20 protein-coding genes and 1 pseudogene are annotated in these 20,159 nt (G+C 42.1%); 4 read left to right on the forward strand and 17 right to left on the reverse strand.

Going from position 1 to position 20,159, the window contains the following annotated elements:
* Positions 1-205: 205 nt before the first annotated feature.
* The 9 genes from ytxJ to CJ483_RS08145 form a co-directional block, all read right to left on the reverse strand.
* On the reverse strand, positions 206-532 hold the full coding sequence (ytxJ, locus tag CJ483_RS08100; RefSeq protein ID WP_120033866.1) for a bacillithiol system redox-active protein YtxJ: 327 nt from the start codon (positions 530-532) through the stop codon (positions 206-208).
* A 73-nt stretch (positions 533-605) separates the two neighbouring features.
* The gene (locus CJ483_RS08105) at positions 606-1,340 is read right to left on the reverse strand and encodes a YtxH domain-containing protein (RefSeq protein WP_259455591.1); all 735 of its coding nucleotides are present in this window, start codon (positions 1,338-1,340) and stop codon (positions 606-608) included.
* 18 nt (positions 1,341-1,358) lie between these two features.
* Positions 1,359-1,850 (reverse strand): DUF948 domain-containing protein, encoded by a 492-nt coding sequence (locus CJ483_RS08110; RefSeq protein ID WP_120033868.1) that lies wholly within the window; start codon positions 1,848-1,850, stop codon positions 1,359-1,361.
* Between the two features lie 217 nt (positions 1,851-2,067).
* A complete protein-coding gene (murC, locus tag CJ483_RS08115; RefSeq protein WP_120033870.1) occupies positions 2,068-3,372 on the reverse strand; it encodes a UDP-N-acetylmuramate--L-alanine ligase in 1,305 nt (434 codons plus the stop codon).
* Positions 3,373-3,579: 207 nt separating this feature from the next.
* Complete coding sequence (locus CJ483_RS25405; protein ID WP_120033872.1) at positions 3,580-6,492, reverse strand: DNA translocase FtsK; 2,913 nt, start codon at positions 6,490-6,492, stop codon at positions 3,580-3,582.
* Between the two features lie 149 nt (positions 6,493-6,641).
* Complete coding sequence (locus tag CJ483_RS08130) at positions 6,642-7,451, reverse strand: DUF1444 domain-containing protein (RefSeq protein WP_120033876.1); 810 nt, start codon at positions 7,449-7,451, stop codon at positions 6,642-6,644.
* Between the two features lie 84 nt (positions 7,452-7,535).
* Positions 7,536-7,847, reverse strand: a complete 312-nt coding sequence (locus CJ483_RS08135) for a thioredoxin family protein (RefSeq protein ID WP_120033878.1) — start codon at positions 7,845-7,847, stop codon at positions 7,536-7,538.
* Positions 7,848-8,044: 197 nt separating this feature from the next.
* Positions 8,045-8,563, reverse strand: coding sequence for a DUF84 family protein (locus CJ483_RS08140; RefSeq protein WP_120037866.1), 519 nt, complete (start codon positions 8,561-8,563; stop codon positions 8,045-8,047).
* A gap of 96 nt (positions 8,564-8,659) precedes the next feature.
* Positions 8,660-9,733, reverse strand: a complete 1,074-nt coding sequence (locus CJ483_RS08145; RefSeq protein WP_120033880.1) for a M42 family metallopeptidase — start codon at positions 9,731-9,733, stop codon at positions 8,660-8,662.
* A gap of 165 nt (positions 9,734-9,898) precedes the next feature.
* Between CJ483_RS08145 and CJ483_RS08150 the strand changes: the two genes are divergently transcribed.
* Positions 9,899-10,219: a PepSY domain-containing protein gene (locus tag CJ483_RS08150; protein WP_340852829.1), complete on the forward strand. Its 321-nt coding sequence runs from the start codon at positions 9,899-9,901 to the stop codon at positions 10,217-10,219.
* Positions 10,220-10,334: 115 nt separating this feature from the next.
* Here the strand turns inward: CJ483_RS08150 and CJ483_RS08155 are convergent, their stop codons facing one another.
* Positions 10,335-11,192: a YtnP family quorum-quenching lactonase gene (locus CJ483_RS08155; RefSeq protein ID WP_120033882.1), complete on the reverse strand. Its 858-nt coding sequence runs from the start codon at positions 11,190-11,192 to the stop codon at positions 10,335-10,337.
* A 161-nt stretch (positions 11,193-11,353) separates the two neighbouring features.
* Here CJ483_RS08155 and CJ483_RS08160 point away from each other — a divergent pair, with 161 nt between their 5' ends.
* A complete protein-coding gene (locus CJ483_RS08160; protein WP_120033884.1) occupies positions 11,354-11,959 on the forward strand; it encodes a YhcN/YlaJ family sporulation lipoprotein in 606 nt (201 codons plus the stop codon).
* A gap of 95 nt (positions 11,960-12,054) precedes the next feature.
* Here CJ483_RS08160 and trmB read toward each other — a convergent pair whose 3' ends face one another.
* From trmB to thpR, 4 genes are all read right to left on the reverse strand, one after another.
* The gene (gene trmB, locus CJ483_RS08165) at positions 12,055-12,693 is read right to left on the reverse strand and encodes a tRNA (guanosine(46)-N7)-methyltransferase TrmB (protein ID WP_120033887.1); all 639 of its coding nucleotides are present in this window, start codon (positions 12,691-12,693) and stop codon (positions 12,055-12,057) included.
* 56 nt (positions 12,694-12,749) lie between these two features.
* On the reverse strand, positions 12,750-13,526 hold the full coding sequence (locus CJ483_RS08170) for a phosphotransferase family protein (protein WP_120033889.1): 777 nt from the start codon (positions 13,524-13,526) through the stop codon (positions 12,750-12,752).
* 227 nt (positions 13,527-13,753) lie between these two features.
* On the reverse strand, positions 13,754-14,731 hold the full coding sequence (locus tag CJ483_RS08175) for a nuclease-related domain-containing protein (protein WP_120033891.1): 978 nt from the start codon (positions 14,729-14,731) through the stop codon (positions 13,754-13,756).
* Positions 14,732-14,737: 6 nt separating this feature from the next.
* Positions 14,738-15,292 carry an RNA 2',3'-cyclic phosphodiesterase gene (thpR, locus tag CJ483_RS08180; protein ID WP_120033893.1) on the reverse strand — a complete coding sequence of 185 codons (555 nt, stop codon included), beginning with the start codon at positions 15,290-15,292 and terminating at the stop codon, positions 14,738-14,740.
* Between the two features lie 162 nt (positions 15,293-15,454).
* On the opposite strand from thpR, the gene cysK reads away from it, so the two are divergent.
* Entirely contained in the window at positions 15,455-16,384 is a 930-nt protein-coding gene (gene cysK / locus CJ483_RS08185) for a cysteine synthase A (RefSeq protein WP_120033896.1), read from the forward strand.
* A gap of 98 nt (positions 16,385-16,482) precedes the next feature.
* Here cysK and pepV read toward each other — a convergent pair whose 3' ends face one another.
* Positions 16,483-17,904 carry a dipeptidase PepV gene (pepV, locus tag CJ483_RS08190; protein ID WP_120033898.1) on the reverse strand — a complete coding sequence of 474 codons (1,422 nt, stop codon included), beginning with the start codon at positions 17,902-17,904 and terminating at the stop codon, positions 16,483-16,485.
* A gap of 337 nt (positions 17,905-18,241) precedes the next feature.
* Here pepV and CJ483_RS08195 point away from each other — a divergent pair, with 337 nt between their 5' ends.
* Positions 18,242-18,463, forward strand: coding sequence for a DeoR family transcriptional regulator (locus CJ483_RS08195; protein WP_041097857.1), 222 nt, complete (start codon positions 18,242-18,244; stop codon positions 18,461-18,463).
* A 76-nt stretch (positions 18,464-18,539) separates the two neighbouring features.
* Here the strand turns inward: CJ483_RS08195 and CJ483_RS08200 are convergent, their stop codons facing one another.
* Positions 18,540-19,262, reverse strand: a complete 723-nt coding sequence (locus CJ483_RS08200; protein ID WP_120033900.1) for a pseudouridine synthase — start codon at positions 19,260-19,262, stop codon at positions 18,540-18,542.
* 19 nt (positions 19,263-19,281) lie between these two features.
* Positions 19,282-20,138, reverse strand: a pseudogene (locus CJ483_RS08205) (DMT family transporter).
* Positions 20,139-20,159 lie beyond the last annotated feature (21 nt).

Below are 20,159 nucleotides of genomic sequence, written 5' to 3' on the forward strand. Positions count from 1 at the left end.
TCCAAATGCTTTTCTTTCGCCGGCTGAAAGAGCATAAGCAATTGAGATAATGTTTTTAATGTTAGGGATTATTATAAAACAAACATTCTGAAATGTCACGAATAATTTTCTTTAATTATTAGACGCTTTTAAGCGTTAAAGTAAAAAAGCGAATAAAATAGCTAAAAAAGTATTTTCATACCTTTTTAACCATTCTATCTTTCTTTCACTTTTTAGAGCTTACTTCTTCTAACTGTGCATGTGTGATTTTCCAATGAGACTCATGCCAGGAAGGCTGCCCATTTTCAAATAAGAACGCTTGCGGAGATTGATGAACAACATCATATTCTCCCGCTATGTAGTTAGATAGCTCTCTTGAATCTTGAACAGCCAAATAGTACCCTTTTTCTTCAGGGTGTTCATTTAAAAAAGCTTGGTACTCATTGAAGGCACCTGCACTCACCGGACAGGTGGTACTGTGCTTAAAGAAAAAGAAACGTTCATTTTCCTCAATCAACTTTTCAAAATCAGCAATCAACTCAATTTTTTTCACAATTGTCACCCTTCTATTTTAAAAATGTATAAATTTCGTTATCCAAAAGAAAAACAGCGGGCAAGCCGCTGTTTTATTTGTTATTTTTCTTGTTGTTTTGCTTGCCGCTGTTCGAGTTACCCTTATTTGAAAAATTATTGTTGTTTTTAACAGAGTTATTAGGCGCATTATGACCGCCCCCCTGTGCTTTCTCATCCACTCCTACATCGGTTGGATTCGCATAAACAGATGGAGAAGACTTCTCCGGTTCTGAAGAGCTGTTGGATGCGTTTGCTGAGTTAGATTGAGATTTAGAAGATGATCCATTGGTTCCACTTAGGCTTTTCTCTGTTTGATCAAACGCCTTTTTCGTTTCCTCCAACTTTTGGGAGACAGATTCTTTGACAGAGCTCGCCGTTTCTTTCGCTTTATCCATCATGTCACCTGTACTGCCGTTGCCTGAATCGGAACCATTGCCTGTTGGCATGATGGTTTTCACTTTATCCATTAATACACCGGATTGTTCTTGGACAGATTGAGACAATGTAGACGTTTTATCTTTAGCAGCAGTAGCAAGGTTCGTTCCTTTTTCTTTTGCCATTTCCGTCCAGCCGCTAGCCCGTTCCTTCAATGTTCCTGCTTGTGAGTTAAAGTCTTCACGCAGTTCTTTTCCGGATTTCGGAGCCATAAATAAAGCAGTAGCAGCACCAACTAGCCCGCCGACTAATGCACCAATTAAAAAATCTTTTGTATTCATTGTACCATCATCGTAGCTGTTTCCTGCCTCATAATTATCATACTTTACGTTCGGCTTTTTCATTTGTCCCATATAAATCTCTCCTTTTCTTTAATAATTAGGCTGACGAGTTACAGGTGAAGCAGAGTCTGGCGTAGATAGCTCTCCAGCATTCACCTTGCGCGGTCGCTCTTCTTTTCCGTCTTTAAACTTTTCAACGAGTTGTTTGACAATATTTCCCCACTGTACTGCTTGAGAAATCTTATATTGGTTTTTCTCCATTTGTGAGGCAACCGTTGTAGTGACTTTATTGATAGACTGGTTCAGGTTTTGCACAGTCGAACCTACATCTTTAACAGCGTATACTACTGTATTCAGCTGTTCTGTCTTATGCTGAACGTCTTCAGCAAGGGCATTAGTCTTATGTAGTAGTTCTGTTGTTTCGGCTGTAATCCCCTGCATTTGTCCTTCCAACCTATCTACTGTTCGGGAAAGACTGTCCAATGTTTTGTCAACCGATTTTAATGTTTTGGTTAAGCTCAAAACAAGGATTAAAAAAGCAATCGCTGCCACTGCAGCACTCAAATACAAAATAATTTCCATTCCGCAACACCTCCTGCAATTTCTTATATACTATACACTAAAGTTACCCCACAAATAAAAGGTTAAACACTGATAATTTCTCCTAAATGCTTATTTTCCCTTCTTATTTATTAAAAAAGCATGAAATGTTCACTGTTTAGCCACAGCTGCCTGAAAAGAAAACTGCCGGAGGATTCCCCCGGCAGCCGAAGAGAAAATGACAGCTGCCACCTTCTCATTATTGTTCATTCAAGTAATTTTCATACGCAGACTGAAACTTCTGAATATCTCCGGCTCCCATAAAAATTAGCACACTATCCTTATGTTTGAATAAAGAAGAAGTATCTCCTTCCTTCATCAAAACGGAGCCCGGAATTCTTTCTTGCAGATCTTCGATCGTCAACTGGCCCTGATGTTCACGGGCAGATCCGAAAATATCACACAAATATACTCCATCGGCTCCGCTGAGACTTTCCGCAAAGTCATCGAGAAAGGTTTGTGTTCTTGAGAAAGTATGCGGTTGAAAAATCACGACAATTTCTCTATCCTGATATTTCTGACGTGCAGCATTAATAGTTGCCTTTATCTCCGTCGGGTGATGTGCATAGTCATCAATTAGCACTTGTGTCCCAATGACTTTCTCAGAAAAACGCCGCTTCACACCTTCGAATGTGAGCAGTCTTTCTTTTACAATCTCCGTATCGATGGCCTCATAATGACAAAGCGCAATAACAGCAAGCGCATTTAAGATATTATGATCCCCGAACGTTGGAATTTTAAATGAAGCGTAAAACGTGTGACGCACAAAAACATCAAATGTCGTTCCGCTTGAATCATGTTGAACATTGCGCGCCTGAAAATCATTTTCTTCTGCAAAACCGTAAAAAACAACCGGTACTTTTGCATGGATGCCTTGCAGGTATTCATCATCCCCACATGCAAAAATTCCTTTTTTCACTTTTAAGGCCATTTCTTGAAAGGCAGAAAAAACATCTTCCACATCAGCAAAGTAATCTGGATGATCGAAATCAATGTTCGTCATAATGGCATAATCAGGATCATAGGACAAGAAATGGCGTCGATATTCACACGCCTCAAACGCGAAGTATTCCGCATCCTTCTCCCCTTTCCCTGTGCCATCTCCAATAAGAAAAGAAGTCGGCTTTGCCCCGCTAATCACATGGGCAAGTAAACCGGTTGTCGATGTTTTTCCATGGGCACCCGTTACCGCTATACTCGTAAAGCTTTGCATAAAATCTCCGAGAAAGCGATGATAACGAATAACAGGTATTTGCAATTCATTCGCCCGTTGAATTTCCTCATGTTCATCAGGAAATGCATTTCCTGCAATCACAGTCATGCCAGGCTGAATATTATCGGCCCGAAAGGACAGGATGGGAATGCCTGCATCCTCCAGTGCTTTTTGAGTAAAAAAGGATTTATCAACATCAGAACCTTGCACGGTTTCACCTCGGTCGTGAAGTACTTGTGCAAGGGCGCTCATTCCCGAGCCTTTAATTCCAACAAAGTGGTATGTTGTCATAATAGAACCTCCAGCATTCGTCTATCCGTAAGCATTATATGTATTTTAAGCCATTTTGCCCTTTTATAGACGACGGACAGTTAGCATTTTACATTGAAACATTATAACACTTTTTTGGGCGGATGACTATGCAGCGTTTTGTTCTCTAATTAAAAAAGGAGGACGCCTTGATAGCGACCCTCCACAAATTACCTTTCAAGGAAAAAATCAGTTGGCGTTCGACTCATGAAGAGCCTGCAGCTCTTCTTCTGTTAAAAGAACTTCCCGTGGTCTTCCGGCCCGCTGCCCGGAAACAAACCCTTGGGTTTCCATCATCTCAATCAACCGAGCAGCCCGATTATAGCCAATTTTGAAATGTCTTTGCAGAAGCGAAGTTGAAGCTCCTCCTTGTTGAACAACAAACTCGCATGCTTCCGGAAAAAGTTCATCCTCTGTTTCTGAAATGGCCGCTTTCTGCAAAAGCTCTTCTTGCTCAAACAAATAATTGGGTTCCTGTTCCTTTTGTACGTGCGCCACAATCGTATCAATTTCATCGTCGGATACAAACGTTCCCTGTAAGCGAACCGTCTCCGATGCCCCATTATTTAAGAAAAGCATATCACCGCGGCCAAGCAGTTTTTCTGCACCGCCTGCGTCGATAATTGTACGCGAATCTACTTGAGAGGACACAGAAAAAGCAATCCTTGTTGGAATATTCGCTTTGATCAATCCGGTAATAACATCAACGGAAGGACGCTGCGTCGCTACAATTAAATGAATGCCACACGCACGAGCTTTCTGAGCAATCCGGCAAATGGCTTCCTCTACATCTGCTGGTGACATCATCATCAAATCAGCTAACTCGTCAATAATAATAACGATATACGGCAAATGTTCACTTTTCCTGCCATGCTCTGCTGCTTTCTCATTATATTTGGTAATGTCACGGACACCCGAATGAACAAACAATTCATATCGCCGTTCCATTTCCTCCACTGCCCATTTCAAAGCAGCCGTAGCTGCTTTTACATCGGTAATGACAGGGCTCACTAAGTGAGGAATGCCATTATAAGGGGCCAATTCTACCATCTTTGGATCAATAAGCATTAACTTAAGTTCGTGCGGAGCTGCTTTGTATAAAAGGCTGACAAGAATCGAGTTGATACAGACACTTTTCCCCGATCCCGTCGCTCCGGCAATTAAACCGTGGGGCATTTTTTTCAAGTCCAACACGACCGGTTCCCCGGAAATATCAAGACCAAGAGCTGAAGTGAGTGGAGAAGAACTCTCTTTAAACGCCGGACTGGAAATAATTTCGCTAATTTGAACTGGACGACTTTCCTTATTCGGCACTTCAATTCCAATTACCTGTGTCCCCGGAATAGGTGCCTCAATTCGGATGTTACGCGCAGCAAGGCTCCGTTTAATATCATCTGTTAAATTGGTAATTTTACTTACCTTTACGCCCCGCTCCGGCTCGACTTCAAACCTCGTAACAGAAGGACCGACAGTCACGTTGACTACTGAAGCTTTTACATTGAAGTTTTTAAATGTTTCATTTAGAACTTCACTTTGACTCTCTACGAAATCTCCGCTTACTTCTTTTATAATAGGCGGGGATAAATACGTTTCATAAGGAAAGACGTAATAATCAGGTTCCTCATTGTCCATAGCCCCTTCTACACTTTCCTCCACAGCGACAGACGGCAGCAGGGTGCCTTCTGGTTCCTTTTCATAAGGCTGAACAGAGTTATCAAAGTCATTAGCTGGCTCTTCTACGGGTTTCTCAACCAACACCTGTGGCTCTTCTACGCGTTTTTTCCATAATTCACGATCCTGCTTTGACATAATAACATTGAACGGTGTTTGCCTTCTTTTGCGGCTTCTTTCTTCCGCTCGGGAAAAGTTTTTTTCCGCTGGCAGCTTTCCATCCGGATTTTCCGGAGGGGCTGGCTTTTCCTCCATGACCAACTCGAGATCAGACTCTTCCTTTAATAAAACAGAAGCTTCTTCTTCATACAGAGGCTCTACTGACATGACAGTGACTTCCTCTTTCACGGCGAAGGAGGATACCGCTTCTATATCAAATGCTTTTTTCTTTTCCTCAGGTTTAAATAAGAGCAGTGGTTCTTCTTTCGGTAATTTCGGCGAGGGCTCTTCTGCTTGAACAGAATCAGTCGGCTTGAATGCTATCTCTTCTTTCTTATCAATCACGACCTGTTGTACATCCACCCGTTCCTCATCAATCGCAGCTGGCAATTCTTCTTTTCCCTCTGGCTTCCTATCAATATCTTTTTTCATTTCTTCGCGTTTAAATAAAAGCCCGGGTTCTTCTTTCGGTAATTTCGACGAGGGCTCTTCTGTTTGAACAGAATCAGTCGGCTTGAATGCTATCTCTTCTTTCTTATCAATCACGACCTGTTGTACATCCACCCGTTCCTCGTCAATCGCAGCTGGCAATTCTTCTTTTCCCTCTGGCTTCCTATCAATATCTTTTTTCATTTCTTCGCGTTTAAATAAAAGCCCGGGTTCTTCTTTCGGTAATTTCGACGAGGGCTCTTCTGTTTGAACAGAATCAGTCGGCTTGAATGCTATCTCTTCTTTCTTATCAATCACGACCTGTTGTACATCCACCCGTTCCTCGTCAATCGCAGCTGGCAATTCTTCTCTTTCCTCCCGCTTTGTCACTGTTTCATTTTTACTTACAGGCCGTTTATGAAACCCGTATACGGGAGAAGGGATTTCTGTTGGTTTGAAAGGACCGGGAGACGGACGGTACGTCGTAGATGCCTTGACAGGCTGCTTGGAAGGAGCGGGCTCTTCTTGATGATAAGTATATTCCTGCTCCCGCCTATTATCTGAGAAATTCTGTTTTTCTAATTGCAATCGCCTCTCTCGTCGCGGCCGCTGTTGTACCTTCTCCTTTCTGGAAGGATACAACTCTCTGGAAGGATAGCGGTAAGCTATTTTGGTTTTCATCTCTTGTGTTTCTTGAGGACGTTCATGAAAAACAGGAGGGACCGGCAGCTCATCGGCTCGTTGTGAAGGCGTCTCCTCATATTTAGGCAGCTCAACCGGCTGTTCAAATTCTTCATCTATTTCTTCACGAAATAATCCCATTATTCTTTTGAAAAAACTCATTAAAATCACCTTTTCTTTTTAGAAAATCACTTCTTATTTTAACAGCTTTTACCGCTATGACGATAGCAAATAACAACATTTGAGACTTTTGCACCGAAAAGCCCAAAAAAGCTTGGAAACAGGTAGATGCTTCCAAGCTTTTTGGGGCTTTATTTATCTTTTTTTTCAACTGTCCGGTTTTTGGCCATAATGAAAATCGGCTCCAATTTTCCCTCTTCATAAATAAAAGAAAGTGCAGTGATTGGTACATGCCCCCCTGTAAAAAAGCTCATGGTCATCTGAGCAAGTACATCGTAACCCGTTTCATTGCGAATGTCTCCTATAATAAGTACATCCCCATGAGGAACAGATACTGTCATTTCTCCTTGTGCCTTTTCAGCCATATCTTTCAAAAACTTGTCATTCAAAATTCGGCTGGCATCATAGCCGTCATTTGTATTTAGAAAATAAAATATATTGCCGGCGACCTTATCTTGTTTGGTGTCCGTTCGCAAAGATCGTAAATTAAAGCGTGCCATCTCACGAATGCGTTCTTTCGTCCAGCCTTCTTTTTTCATGAGCTGTTCGTCGATCAAACGATAAGTCTTTCCCAGGTCTAGGGCATAATAAATATTTGTTTCTGCCGTATGTTCATCAATAAAAAACGGGTTGCCTTCTGTTGCTTCCTTCGGAAAAGAAGTAGAGCGGATAACAGGAAAAATATTTTTTTCCTGATCAGACAAAGAATGCTCCGTTCCCATAACTGCCAATGCTTCCTCTGCGTAATATACCACTTCATCGATGGCTTGCTCCTTTTTCTCATGCCATTTGGCTACAATTCCTGGCAGAGAAACGGTAATTCCTTTTCCTGATTCCTTGTTCTCGATTCGCAGCTCATCTTTTTCGCGATCAAATGTAAACGAACGGTTTTCCTTTTGCAGACGTTCTTCAAGAATGCGCCTTAATTTTTTTGAGTCCACACTCTCTCCCCTTTCTCAATAAAGACGTCTGGCTGCCCGGCTGCCAAAAAATTGGCGTTGGCCGATAAGCCAGACGTTTGCTCTTTATAATCCTTCGATAAACTGTTCAATTTCTTCCTTCGTTTTTCGGTCCTTGCTTACGAAACGGCCAAGCTCTTTGCCGCTATCAAAAGCAACGAAGCTCGGTATTCCAAAAATGTCCATATTGATGCATAAATCAAGAAAATCATCACGATCTACATATACAAATTGATATTCGCTGTATTTTGCTTCGATTTCCGGCAGCACAGGTTCAATTACCCGGCAATCCGGACACCAATCAGCTGAAAATAAAAAAATATGCTTTCCTGATTCCTTCAACTGTTGAAATTCTTCCATTGATGCTAATTTCTTCACCCTTATTTCCTCCTGTCGAGATAATCATCTAGCTGGCTTAAACCAGTCTTTCGTCACATCTTTTAATATGAGTAAGCTTATCACAAGATGTCCGGCAAAATGAAGCAGAAAGACTTGCATGCGCTCATCACATCGGAACTAGCTACAGTTAGAGCGGATGCCCTATAATCACTGATACATAAAGAATAAACCTACACTCATTTTTTATTATTTAGCAAAAATTGCCCTAGCAATAATTTTGCTACGTGAAAGAACATTTCATCCCTCGTTACCAGACCATTCGTAAAAACACCAATAGCTCCTTCGTGCTGGCGAATCTCTTCACGAGCCGTAAATTGATCCATTACTGGGCCAAGCTCTTCACCACCACGAAGCGGCTCCGCTACCTCTTCAGGCAGCAAGATTCTCGCTCCACCGGCTGTAATAATTGGATGCTCCTTAACAGCAAGAGCTCCCCAATTACATAAAAACAGCCCCTCTGCGGTTTCCATGACCCCTCCTTCAAGACCAATACCCATATGAGCTTTCGTTTCCTTAAGAACAGCCATCGCCCGATTAACTGCGCCTTGTCTCGTTTCTTCATCAGAAAACGGCTGTTCCCTAACCCCGGAAGGAACAGACAAAGTAACAACGTCTGCTTCTAAGTTAGCTGCTTCTACCGCCTTCTCTACAGCCAGCTTCTTCGCTTGATTGGATGAGCCAATTGCTATTTTCATTTTATTTCCTTCTTTCTCTGTTAAATTCTTGACCCTTTCATATGGCTTTGTCAAAACAAAAACAGGCGCCTTTTGTAACAAGCGCCTGGCTGTTTATCAGCTTCCTGCCTTCAAAGAATCGACCGTTGCTCTGTCGCTTGCTTTCACGAGGCGAATGAGCAATTCCTTCGCTGCTGCGTAATCATCCACATGGATAATGGAGGCATGTGTATGGATATAGCGCGAACAGATGCCGATAACCGCACTCGGCACTCCCTTATTGGACGTATGAACACGGCCAGCATCTGTGCCCCCTTGCGAGATAAAATATTGATAAGGAATATTATGACTCTCAGCTGTATCAAGAATAAACTCTCTCATCCCTCGGTGAGTAACCATTGTCCGATCGAAAATACGGAGGAGAGCACCTTTTCCTAACTGGCCAAATTCCTTTTTGTCACCGGATGCATCATTTGCCGGACTTGCGTCTAGTGCATAGAAGATGTCCGGATTAATCATCTCAGCGGCTGTCTGGGCACCACGCAGACCGACTTCCTCTTGTACAGTCGCACCAGAGTAAAGATGATTCGGTACTGTTTCATCTTGAAGCTCTTTTAACAGCTCAATGGCAAGTCCGCATCCATAGCGATTATCCCAGGCCTTAGCAAGGATTTTTTTCTCATTAGCCATTGGAGTAAAAGAGGAAACTGGCAAAATGGACTGGCCTGGTTTGATACCGATCTTCTTTGCATCCTCTTTATCGTCCGCCCCAATATCAATAAGCATATTTTTTATTTCCATCGGTCTCTTGCGCTGCTCCTCATTAAGTAAATGAGGAGGTACTGAGCCAATAATACCGATAACGGGACCGTTGTTCGTCATAATTTGCACACGCTGGGCGAGCAGCACCTGCCCCCACCAGCCGCCCAGCGGCTGAAACCGGATCATGCCATTATCTGTAATTTGCGTTACCATAAAGCCCACTTCATCCATATGACCGGCAACCATAACGATGGGGTCATTGCTTGCTCCCTTTTTCACCCCAAAAATACTTCCAAGGCCATCTTGCACAATCTCATCGGCATACATTTCCAACTGCGTACGCATGAATCGGCGCACATCATGCTCGTTTCCAGGAGCCCCCGGGAGTTCCGTTAACGTCTTAAAGAGTTCCATTGTTTCTTTATTCATGCTCTACTCTCCTTTTAAAGTCTGAATTGCCTTCATTCTACAGAAAGATGGACTAAACTTCCAGTTTAGACTATGGCAATTTTCTGAACATGGATGACAGAAGTTTCAGCATTTTTTAAATTAAGGTATACTTATATCAGTCTATTAAAAACAGGGGTGAAAAATATGAGTATGAATTGGGGAACTTTTATTTTGGGAGCAGCTGCTGGAGCAGCCAGTGCTGTATTTGTACAGCAAAGCTTAACGAAGACTACATATGTCTCAGCGGAAAAAGCATTGAAAGAAGTCAAGGAAGCATTTAAATCAGAGGGCGCTATTGACGGTTCTTGGATCAAAATGAAACCGGAACCATTGAAGAAAGTGGGCATGGACAAAATGGTTTATAAAGGCGGGATTTCCCGTACCATTGGTCAGGAGAGAGAACAATTCGAGTTTATCGCTGACTCTAGAACAGGCGCCATTATGGATGTATACAGAACCTATTAATGAACAGACTGCTCAATGACCATGAAGGTCATGACTACTGTAGGCGAACGAACAATAATGGCTGGTTTGCAGCTTAAGGGCTGTCCAAGTGGACAGCCCTTTTCATTATTCATTTTTAGTTTCCGATCATAGCTTTTTCTCGCTTCACCGCTGCTATCATTTCTCCCGCTTCATTCCACTTTATCGCTCGGTAGACAGCATCATGATAAAAGAAAAACCAGGCGTTTTTTTTCATTCCTTCTGGCAGCCATTTCTGCTTCGCAGCAATAGAATCCATTGGATAATCGTCATATGCCAATACCCACAGTACATTTTGATGAGCATGCGTTGGCATTAAGTCCGCCATATGAATGAGCCATTCTCCATTGCTTTCAATAATAATAATCGAATGGCCATTGCTGTGACCGCCCGTATGGATCATTTTAATTCCCTTTACCGGCTCAGCCTGTTCTTTATAAGTTCGTACCTGATGCTCAATCGCTTCCCAGTTTTCTTTCCAATACGTATTTTTTGAGCGGATATTCGGGTGCCGCATTTCCTCCCACTCGGTTTCAGACGTATAAATAACAGCGTTTGGAAAAGCTGGCACCAACTTGCCTTGTAACAGCTTGGTTAACCCTAAGGCATGATCAAAATGCATATGAGTCATCAAAACAATATCGATATCAGCAGGTGTAACCCCTAATTCCGCTAGACATTCTTCCACTCTTGATTCCTCATCTACCCCGTAATTGCGTATTTGCTTTTCTGTTAAACGCCCATTTCCAATCCCTGCTTCAATTAAAATATTTTTCCCATCTAACTGAAAAAAAATAGGATCCGTTCGCAACTCAACCTGGTTTTTTTCATTGCTGGCATACTTCCTTGACCAAAGTGGCCTTGGTACAACACCAAACATCGCTCCGCCGTCCATATTTGTTACTCCGCCATTTAACCAAGTTAGTGTAAGATCTCCCACCGTTAACGTTTCCAACTGTTTGTCCCCCTTCATTTATACAAGTTTATTGTAGCACTTATTGAAAAATTGCGTCATTTATCAATACTTTTTAAAACTTAAGAGGCAAACAGCTGATGAATAATTAATTAGATATTTGTTCAACTTAAACGTGTAGATTAAAGAAAGGGGTACACATCATGATCAGATTCAAACACGCTACTATTGCTTTATTACCGTTTGTCTTATTGTTCGGATGTAATAACGATAATGCAGCGGATGAACGCCGGGGCGTAGATATTGAAAACGCTCGATATAACCCGCCGAATAACAGAAGTTTTAATGAAGACCGAAACGAGATGAACGATCCGAACCTTACCCTTGATGATAATACTAACAATCGTAACGATAACAACGTGACAAATAACAACACCAACGACAATAATAATAATAATAATAACGGAAACGTTAACGGAATGGCAGTATCGGACCGAGCAGAAAATCGATTAGAAAAGTTAAAGGAAGTACGTACGGCAAAAGTAATCGTGACAGATCAAAATGCCTATGCTGCCGTTTTGCTCAGCAACGGCAAGCAGGACCAGCTCACTAATCAGCTTGAGGAAAAAGTAGCTAATGAAGTAAGAAAAGCTGATCCTAACGTAAAAAAAGTGTATGTGTCAGCTAACCCTGATTTTGTTCAACGGATGCAAGGATACGGTGACAAAATTGATGAAGGTCGTCCAATAACAGGTTTATTTGATGAATTTACAGACACGGTGCGTAGAGTATTTCCAGACGCCCATTAAACTGTACGTCCGTGCTCATGAATAAAGAAAAAGAGGCCCTGACAGTTTTTGACTGACAGGGCCTCTTTCTTATCAACAGCAAAAGCTGGTACATGTCAGCGATATTTTGCTTCAACCCGATAAATACGCTGGCCTTTTTTGGAGAATTTCTCCTCATATTCCGTCATAATATTGCCTTCGAAATCACTTTTATGAAGATCTAGACTTAAGAATGTCAACAGCATCCCATAGGCAGAAAAACTCTTCAAGGAATATTCGAACAAACTTTGATTATCTGTTTTAAAGTGAATTTCGCCGCCGTCCGGCATGATATCCTCATATAGCTTTAAAAATGTTCGGTACGTCAGTCTTCGTTTTTCATGGCGTTTTTTCGGCCATGGATCAGAAAAATTCAAATATACTCGACTGACATCTCCTTTTGCAAAATATTGGGCGAGATTTCTAGCGTCAGCATTCAATAGCTTTAGGTTCGGGAGTTCTGCTTCGATCAGACGATCCAGCGCCGTTACAATCACGCTTTCATATAGTTCGATACCAATGAAGTTTACATCTGGATGAGCTTTTGCCATTTCTGTAACAAACTGGCCCTTGCCCGTCCCTACTTCAATATATATAGGATGATCGTTATTAAATACGCTTTTCCAATTGCCTCGATGATTCTCTGGAGTTGGAACAATGTATTGTGGATAGGCCTCGATTTTTTCTCTGGCCCATGGTTTATGTCTTAATCGCATTCTGGCACCTCATTAAAAAAGTTTCGTTCAAACCATATCATGCTTGTCTTCCACATTCAAGAGAGAATATGAGACAAGTCCCGAAAGCCTTCCTTCATCTCCCGAAGGCGGCCCGTTTCTTTGTTCCATTGAATGGATAAAAGCGTCTGAGCTAGAAAATACCACTTCATTCGCAAAGCAAGATGAGCAGTATAAACAAGACCGTATTGAGCAAGCCACTCTTCCCAGTAGGTTTCTTCAATATAGGTATACAACATCATCCCCAAATCTACAGCAGGATCAGCAATCAACGCTCCATCCCAATCAATTAAATACAATTGATCTTCATCTGACAACAGCCAATTATTATGATTAATATCTCCGTGGCAAACAACATATTCTCCATGACCAATTTCAGAAAGGCGGCTATGAAGAAATCGAAGGGCCTTTTGGACATGCTCATCACTCTTTGTTTCCTTATCAAGCTGTCGCTCAATCTCGGTTAAGATCATGTTCGGCTTCATTGGCTCTTTACCAAGCTTTTCGAGCATGGACAACAACGGCTGGGAAGAATGAATTTTGCTCATTAGCCTGGCTACCCTGCTGTCTCCCATTTCAATTGGAGCAAGCTCGCGTCCTTTCAGCCAATGCTGGGCCGTAATGACGTCTCCATTCTCCAGTCGCTTTGTCCAGATTAGCTTCGGAACGATCCCTTCAACCGACAAAACTGCCAAAAAAGGAGAAGAATTTCTTTTTAAGAATAATTGCTGCCCTCCATGCTTGGCCGCGTAAGCCTTTCCTGTTGCTCCGCCGGCTGGAGTGATTTCCCAATCTTGTCCAAGTAAGTGTTCCACCGTTAGTCACCTTCATTTTTGTTTGGCTCATTTCATGCCCGAATAAAAAAGACAGCTATCGCTTGATCATACAATAGCTATCTTCGTATTATGACAGGATTCACTTTTTATCTGTCATTTACGCGCTCATTTTAAAAGTTATCTAATATTTTAACATGAAATACTGTCTTCGGCTAGGTATTTCGCGCATGCCAACAAATGGTCATCTCATAAGGAAAACACTTTCATCAGTCGTCCTGCTCCTCCGTGTCGCTTATGAATAAAAACTCTTCCTCTTCATCCCACTCCGGACGGCGGACACTCGTTGTCTGTCCAAATTCTAACACGCTTTTTGCCGCTTTTAATTGAATGGTTTTTAACGGGGAAGGCATCTTCCTCATTCGGTCGATCCAGGACAGAAATGATCGGTTGTCTACTACCTCCAATCCAAACGGCGGATCAGGGTAATCAACAAAACCATTACGCGAAATAATGGCTTTTCTTATAGGAAAGTCAAGCTCTTGTCGCTGAAATACATTCTTCAGCACTGCTTCCATCCGGCTCAGCGCAAGTGTAGGATTCAATACCCTGCCTTCCTCTTCTCCCTTTCTTTTCAGCCAAAAACGTTCTCCCGATCCGATGTATACCGACTGCTCTTCCCCTTCTAAAAATGTTAGACACCATACTTCAGTCGGTGTCAATAAAAGGATATCAAGCTCCATTGGCGCCTTTTTTAATTGGAGAACAGGCTCATACATAACGAGAAAGCTATCCGGCAGGCTTTGCAGCAAAAATTTTAGCCGCTCATCATGAAAATAGCGCGGATCAATATATGATTTTTCTCTCACTGTTGAACTTGCCCATTTCAGTTGAAAGTTGAACAGCTGATTGAGAAACTTATGTCTTAACTCATCGAGGTTCGCTACCGAGTTCACTTCAATAGTATCAAACAACGACCTATCCTCTTCCTCTATTGAGGCTGATTCTTCCGCTTTTTCACGCAGAAAAAAAGACTTAAGTTTCTGCACCATCCCCCTTCCTTCCGTCTCTTCCTCAGGTTCTTCGTCAGAAAGAAGGCTTGCCTCGTCTTCCCAACGATTTCTCTCCCAAAACTGCCTCATGCTTTCCCATTGCTGTTTCTTCAGACGGGCAAACTGGGCAGGATAATGAAAAATATCTGTTTCATATCTAGAAATATAATCCTGTAGCTTAATCAACTGCGCCATGTTTCTTTAGTCCTTTCCCTCACCTGTATGTAATTGGATTATTTGCTTCTCTTTATATTTCGGACTCCTGTCCAAATAAGTTTCGTATAAAACGACCGTTTCCGCTAAAAATTTTTTATTTAGCTGTAATTGTGGCAATTGGAATGGAGATTCTCCTTTCCATTTTCTAGCGACGGTAATATGTGGGCTGAACGGCCGGCTGTCTAATTTAAACCCAGCTTCACGGCATGCAGCGGTAACAGCGGACTGCAATTCATTTAGACGACTTTCCTGTTTAACTCCCGCCCAGAAAATGCGCGGATCTGTCTTTTTACCGAAAAAGCCTAGTGAATCAATGATGAGCGGAAAAGCTTCAATATCCTGCACAGAGGAAGTAACGAGCGAAAGAGCTGTTTCAAGCTGCTTTTCTTCTGCTGCTCCTAGAAAAGCCAATGTAAGATGCAAATCTTGCTCGTGAACGAAGCGGGAGAATGGAAGCTGCTTTTCTTGAATTTGTTTGTGAAGCGTTTCTTTTAGCTCAGTCGGCAAAGGAAGGGCGAAAAAATAATGATTATGGCTCATGTCAGCTACCCCTTTATCATTGGTTTTCCTCCTATTTTACCAAATATCCGGAGTGTTTCACAAATCGAAGAAAACAACAATTCCTGTCTGCATTGATTGGATTAATCCGAATTAATATGATAATAATAGAAGTAAGAAAAATGGATGGAAGGATGAGCAGCATTGAAAACAGTTAACAACATCGCCGAATTAATCGGGGATACTCCTCTTGTAAAATTAAATCGCCTGGCTCCTGAACAGGGAGCAGATATATATTTAAAACTGGAGTTTTTCAATCCAAGCAAGAGCGTAAAAGATCGCGCAGCTTTCAATATGATTATTGAAGCAGAAAAAGCAGGCCTCTTAAAGCCTGGCTCTACTATTATCGAGCCAACAAGCGGCAACACGGGGATTGGTCTCGCTATGAATGCAGCAGCGAGAGGCTATAAAGCCATTTTAGTCATGCCTGATACGATGACCAAAGAGCGGATTAACTTATTAAAAGCATATGGTGCAGAAGTAGTGCTCACACCTGGTAATGAAAAGATGCCTGGCTCCATTCGAAAAGCGGAAGAGCTTGCAAAAGACATTCCTAACAGTTTTATCCCCATGCAATTTGATAACCCGGCTAACCCAGATGCTCATCGAAAAACAACAGCTGTAGAGATTTTGGAAGCTGTAAAGCAAATTGGCAAAAATCTCGGCGCTTTTGTCGCTACAGCTGGCACAGGCGGCACCATTACTGGCACAGGTGAAGCATTGAAAGAACAAGTTCCCGGATTAAAAGTTCATGTAGTCGAGCCAGCTGGTTCTCCTGTCTTATCTGGCGGTAAACCAGGGAAGCATAAGCTCGTTGGCACAAGCCCTGGCTTTATTCCAAATACACTTAATGAAGACGTATATGATTATATTTACAAAATTGAAGACGAGGATGCCTATGAAACCGTGCACCAGCTTGCTCGTAAAGAAGGAATCCTTGTAGGCCCTTCTTCAGGCGCCGCTTGCTATGCAGCGATCCAAACGGCGAAAACTCTAACAAAAGACGATATTGTTGTATGCATCGCCTGTGACACGGGTGAACGTTATCTATCAAGCGACTTGTTCCAATTATAATAAAAACGCCCTTCCATTAGTGGAAGGGCGTTTTTGCTAAAAAGGATGCCGAGCCTGAAATCAGTCCACTGGTCTTCTAGCCAGTCGGGCAAGATCATTTATTGTCGAGCCAGCTCCCAAATGGCCTGTGCGTAAATAGCTGTGGCTTTCAGCAAATCCTCAATAAACATATATTCGTCTTTTTGATGGGCGACATCTTCCCGACCAGGAAATAGAGCGCCGAATGCCACACCTGTTTCCAGACTGCGAGCATAAGTGCCTCCGCCAATCGAAAGTAGCTTTGCTTGTTCTCCGGTTTGTTCCTCATACACTTTACAAAGGGTCTGAATGAACGGATGATCTTTATCGACATGATGAGGAGAGCTGTCAGAGAAGTGTTGAATTTTAAATTGTTCTTCTGCTAGTCGTTCGATTAAAAATGATTTTTTCTCCTTTAGAGGAAATGTGACCGGATAGCGCATATTTAATCCAAGCTTTCCGCCAGTACCCTCATTGAATGATAATTTTCCTACATTGATGGTCAAGTCTCCGGTTATTTCATCTTTATAGTCAATTCCTAGCTTTCTTCCGCGTGATTCTTCGAAGAACAATCGGCTTGTCAGCTTAAAGAAATGGGCAGCTTTCTCATCCAGCTCTCTGCTGGCTAAAAATTCAGCCAAATAAAGACCTGCATTTTTTCCGAGGTCCGGCTCCATTCCATGAGCAGAGATTCCTTTTAATTCCAAAATCAATTTTCCGTTATCAATATGGAAACGACCATCCAGCCCATGCTCGTCAACGAATGCCCCGTAGCTTTGAATGATCTCCGTCTGTCCGCGATTCACCGTAACAGCCGCTTTTGCATAGTCCGGCACCATATTATATCTTCTGCCTGATTCAAAAGAGTGGACAATGATATCACCGGAACGGCTTTGCATCGTCTCTTCTGCTTGCTGGACAAGATCAAAATCAGCAATCCCTTTTTCTGCATAAATAATTGGAAAGTCAGCGTCCGGTGCAAAGCCAACAGATGGCATTTCTTCTGTTTCAAAATAACGTTCGACACAGCGCCATTCACTTTCCTCATCCGTGCCAATAATCATCCGCACTCGCTTATGTAAAGGCAAACCAAGCTCCTTAATTATTTTCATGGCGTAGTAAGCGGCCATCGTTGGGCCTTTATCATCAATGGCTCCACGGCCGAATATTTTTCCATCTTTTATTTCACCGCCAAATGGGTCCGTCGACCACCCGTCCCCTTCCGGCACCACGTCTACGTGACATAAGATGCCTATGAGCTCTTCTCCTGATCCAAACTCTAAATGACCAGCCAGGTTATCTACATTTTTCCCTATAAATCCATCCTTTTCACCAAGATTTAGCATAAAATCAAGCGCCTCTTTTACCTGCTCACCAAGCGGAGCTGAAGATGTCGCTGCTTCTTCATTCAGTACACTTTTAATGGCAATTAAGGATCGTAAATCCTGCAGGAGCTCCTCCTGCCTTTTCTCTACTTCAGCCTGCCAATTAATTTTTTCCACTAACTTTTCCTCCCATCCATCATTTTCTTTATTTTACCTTTATCTCTTCTAAAAAAGTATTATTAACCCTTACTAGCACGATTGCAATAAAAAAAGCGGTCTGTTTTGTTAGTTTTATGAAAAAAAAGGGTAAATACTATATGAAGTTTCATGAATTTAAGTATTTTTTCTAGAAAAATAAATATAAATGAGGTAAAATACAATTGTCAGACATCTTACACATTTAAGTAAAGGAGCTGTCTGCGTCTCATTAACTACATATAATGAGAAGCATTGAACTTCTCAATAACCGTCGTCTGTTGTATGCCTCTGTGAAAAAAGATGAGGGAGTGGTTTTTTGAAACCTTCAACAAATCGGATGCTAAATCGAATCAAATCAGTCTATATGTTTATTAAGGAAAACGGGACTGTTTCGACTCAAGAAATTGTGGATGAATTTGGTATCACTCCTCGCACCATTCAAAGAGATTTGAATGTGTTAGCTTACAACGACTTGGTCATCAGTCCAAGCCGTGGCAAGTGGACAACGACACAAAAGAAAGTTCGAATGACTTCATGAACAAGCCCCTGCCTGAATTGGCAAGGGCTTTTTTTGTTATACATAAAATTCTTTCGAAAATCCGACAATATTTATCTTATGATTCTTTCTCTCCACTTTTCAAAAGTTCTACTTCTTCTTCCGTCAGCTCCCGGTACTCACCAAGCTCCAATTCCTCATCCAGTTGAAGCGGCCCCATCGAGATTCTCTGCAAGTAAACCACTTTTTTCCCAACTGCTTCAAACATTCTCTTTACTTGATGAAACTTTCCTTCTGTAATCGTTAATTCAATATCTGAGCGAAGTCCACTTTTTAAAATATTCAGTTCTCCTGGTTTGGTCACATAGCCATCATCCAGGGAAACCCCCTTTTGAAAAGCCTCTACATCTTCTTCGGTTACTTCGCCGTCAATCACCGCAAAGTATGTTTTAGGCACATGCTTTTTAGGAGAAAGCAGTTGATGGGCAAGTACGCCGTCGTTTGTTAGCAACAGCAGACCCTCTGTGTCTTTATCAAGACGGCCGACTGGAAACGGCTTGAATACCGCATGTTCCGGCCCTAGCAAATCGATCACCGTCTCTTCCCTTGCATCTTCTGTTGCTGAAATCACACCTGGTGGCTTATTCATCATTAAGTAAATAAACTCACGATAATTTACTTCTTCCTCATGCAGCATAACCTGATCCTTTTCGGGGTCAACATGTTGCTTAGCATCTTTTACCACTTCTCCATTGATCGTGACTGCTCCAGTCTTTAATAATTGTTTGACTTCCTTGCGGCTTCCATAACCAACATTTGCTAACAATTTATCAATTCTCATTGTTCTCCTCCTCTGTTTATTATTTAGTACGTGATAACATTAATACAGTTGTGATAATAAAAAAGGTGCCGAGCCATTCTCCGAATCCAAATGGTACGGATAGTAAAAAGACAGATAAAAAAACGGCAGATAATGGCTCAACACAGGCGAGAAGGCTCGTTTCCGACGCACGCAGATAATTAAGACTCTCTAAATAGAAATAAAAAGCAAGCAGCGTACCAAAGATAATAACAAAACTAACCGCCGCTACTGTGGCAAAGGAGAACATTCCCTCCAGCTTCCAAGGAGGATGAACAAAGCTGAAAACAACACCGGCTACTGTCATTGCCCAGCCGACTACTAAAATGGAGCCCCATCTTTTTAATAATTCAAGCGGATGCAAAGTGTAGAAAGCGAGCGCTACGGCTGAACTGAGCCCCCAGAATAAAGCCGTTCCAGAAATCGTCAGTTCGTTTGGGTTTCCACCAGTTACAAGAAAGAAAGTTCCGAACACAGATAAAAGAACAGCAACTACTTCCTTTGAAGATGGGCGTGCCTTTGAGCGAATGGCAAGATACAAAACAATCAACACGGGAGCCAAATATTGCAAAATGGTTGCTGTTGCTGCATTTCCGCTTCTAATGGCCGCAAAAAATGTATATTGAACACCAAGCATGCCAAACAAGCTGAAGAGAATGAGAGACGGCCAGCTAAACCGGTCTCTCCACATACCAAAGATGGATCTTTTTTCTTTTATTGCCGCGAAGAGAAGCAAAAGCAAGCCCGCCAGCAACAATCTCACTGTTACAAGCCATTCTACTCCAATTCCTTGCTTCTGGAAAAGAAATTGGGCGATTACACCGGATGCCCCCAAAATAAGGAACTGGCAAGAACCATAATAATCCCCTTTGTTCTTGA

This window comes from Bacillus sp. PK3_68 (assembly GCF_003600835.1).
Taxonomy (GTDB): Bacteria; Bacillota; Bacilli; order Bacillales; family Domibacillaceae; genus Pseudobacillus.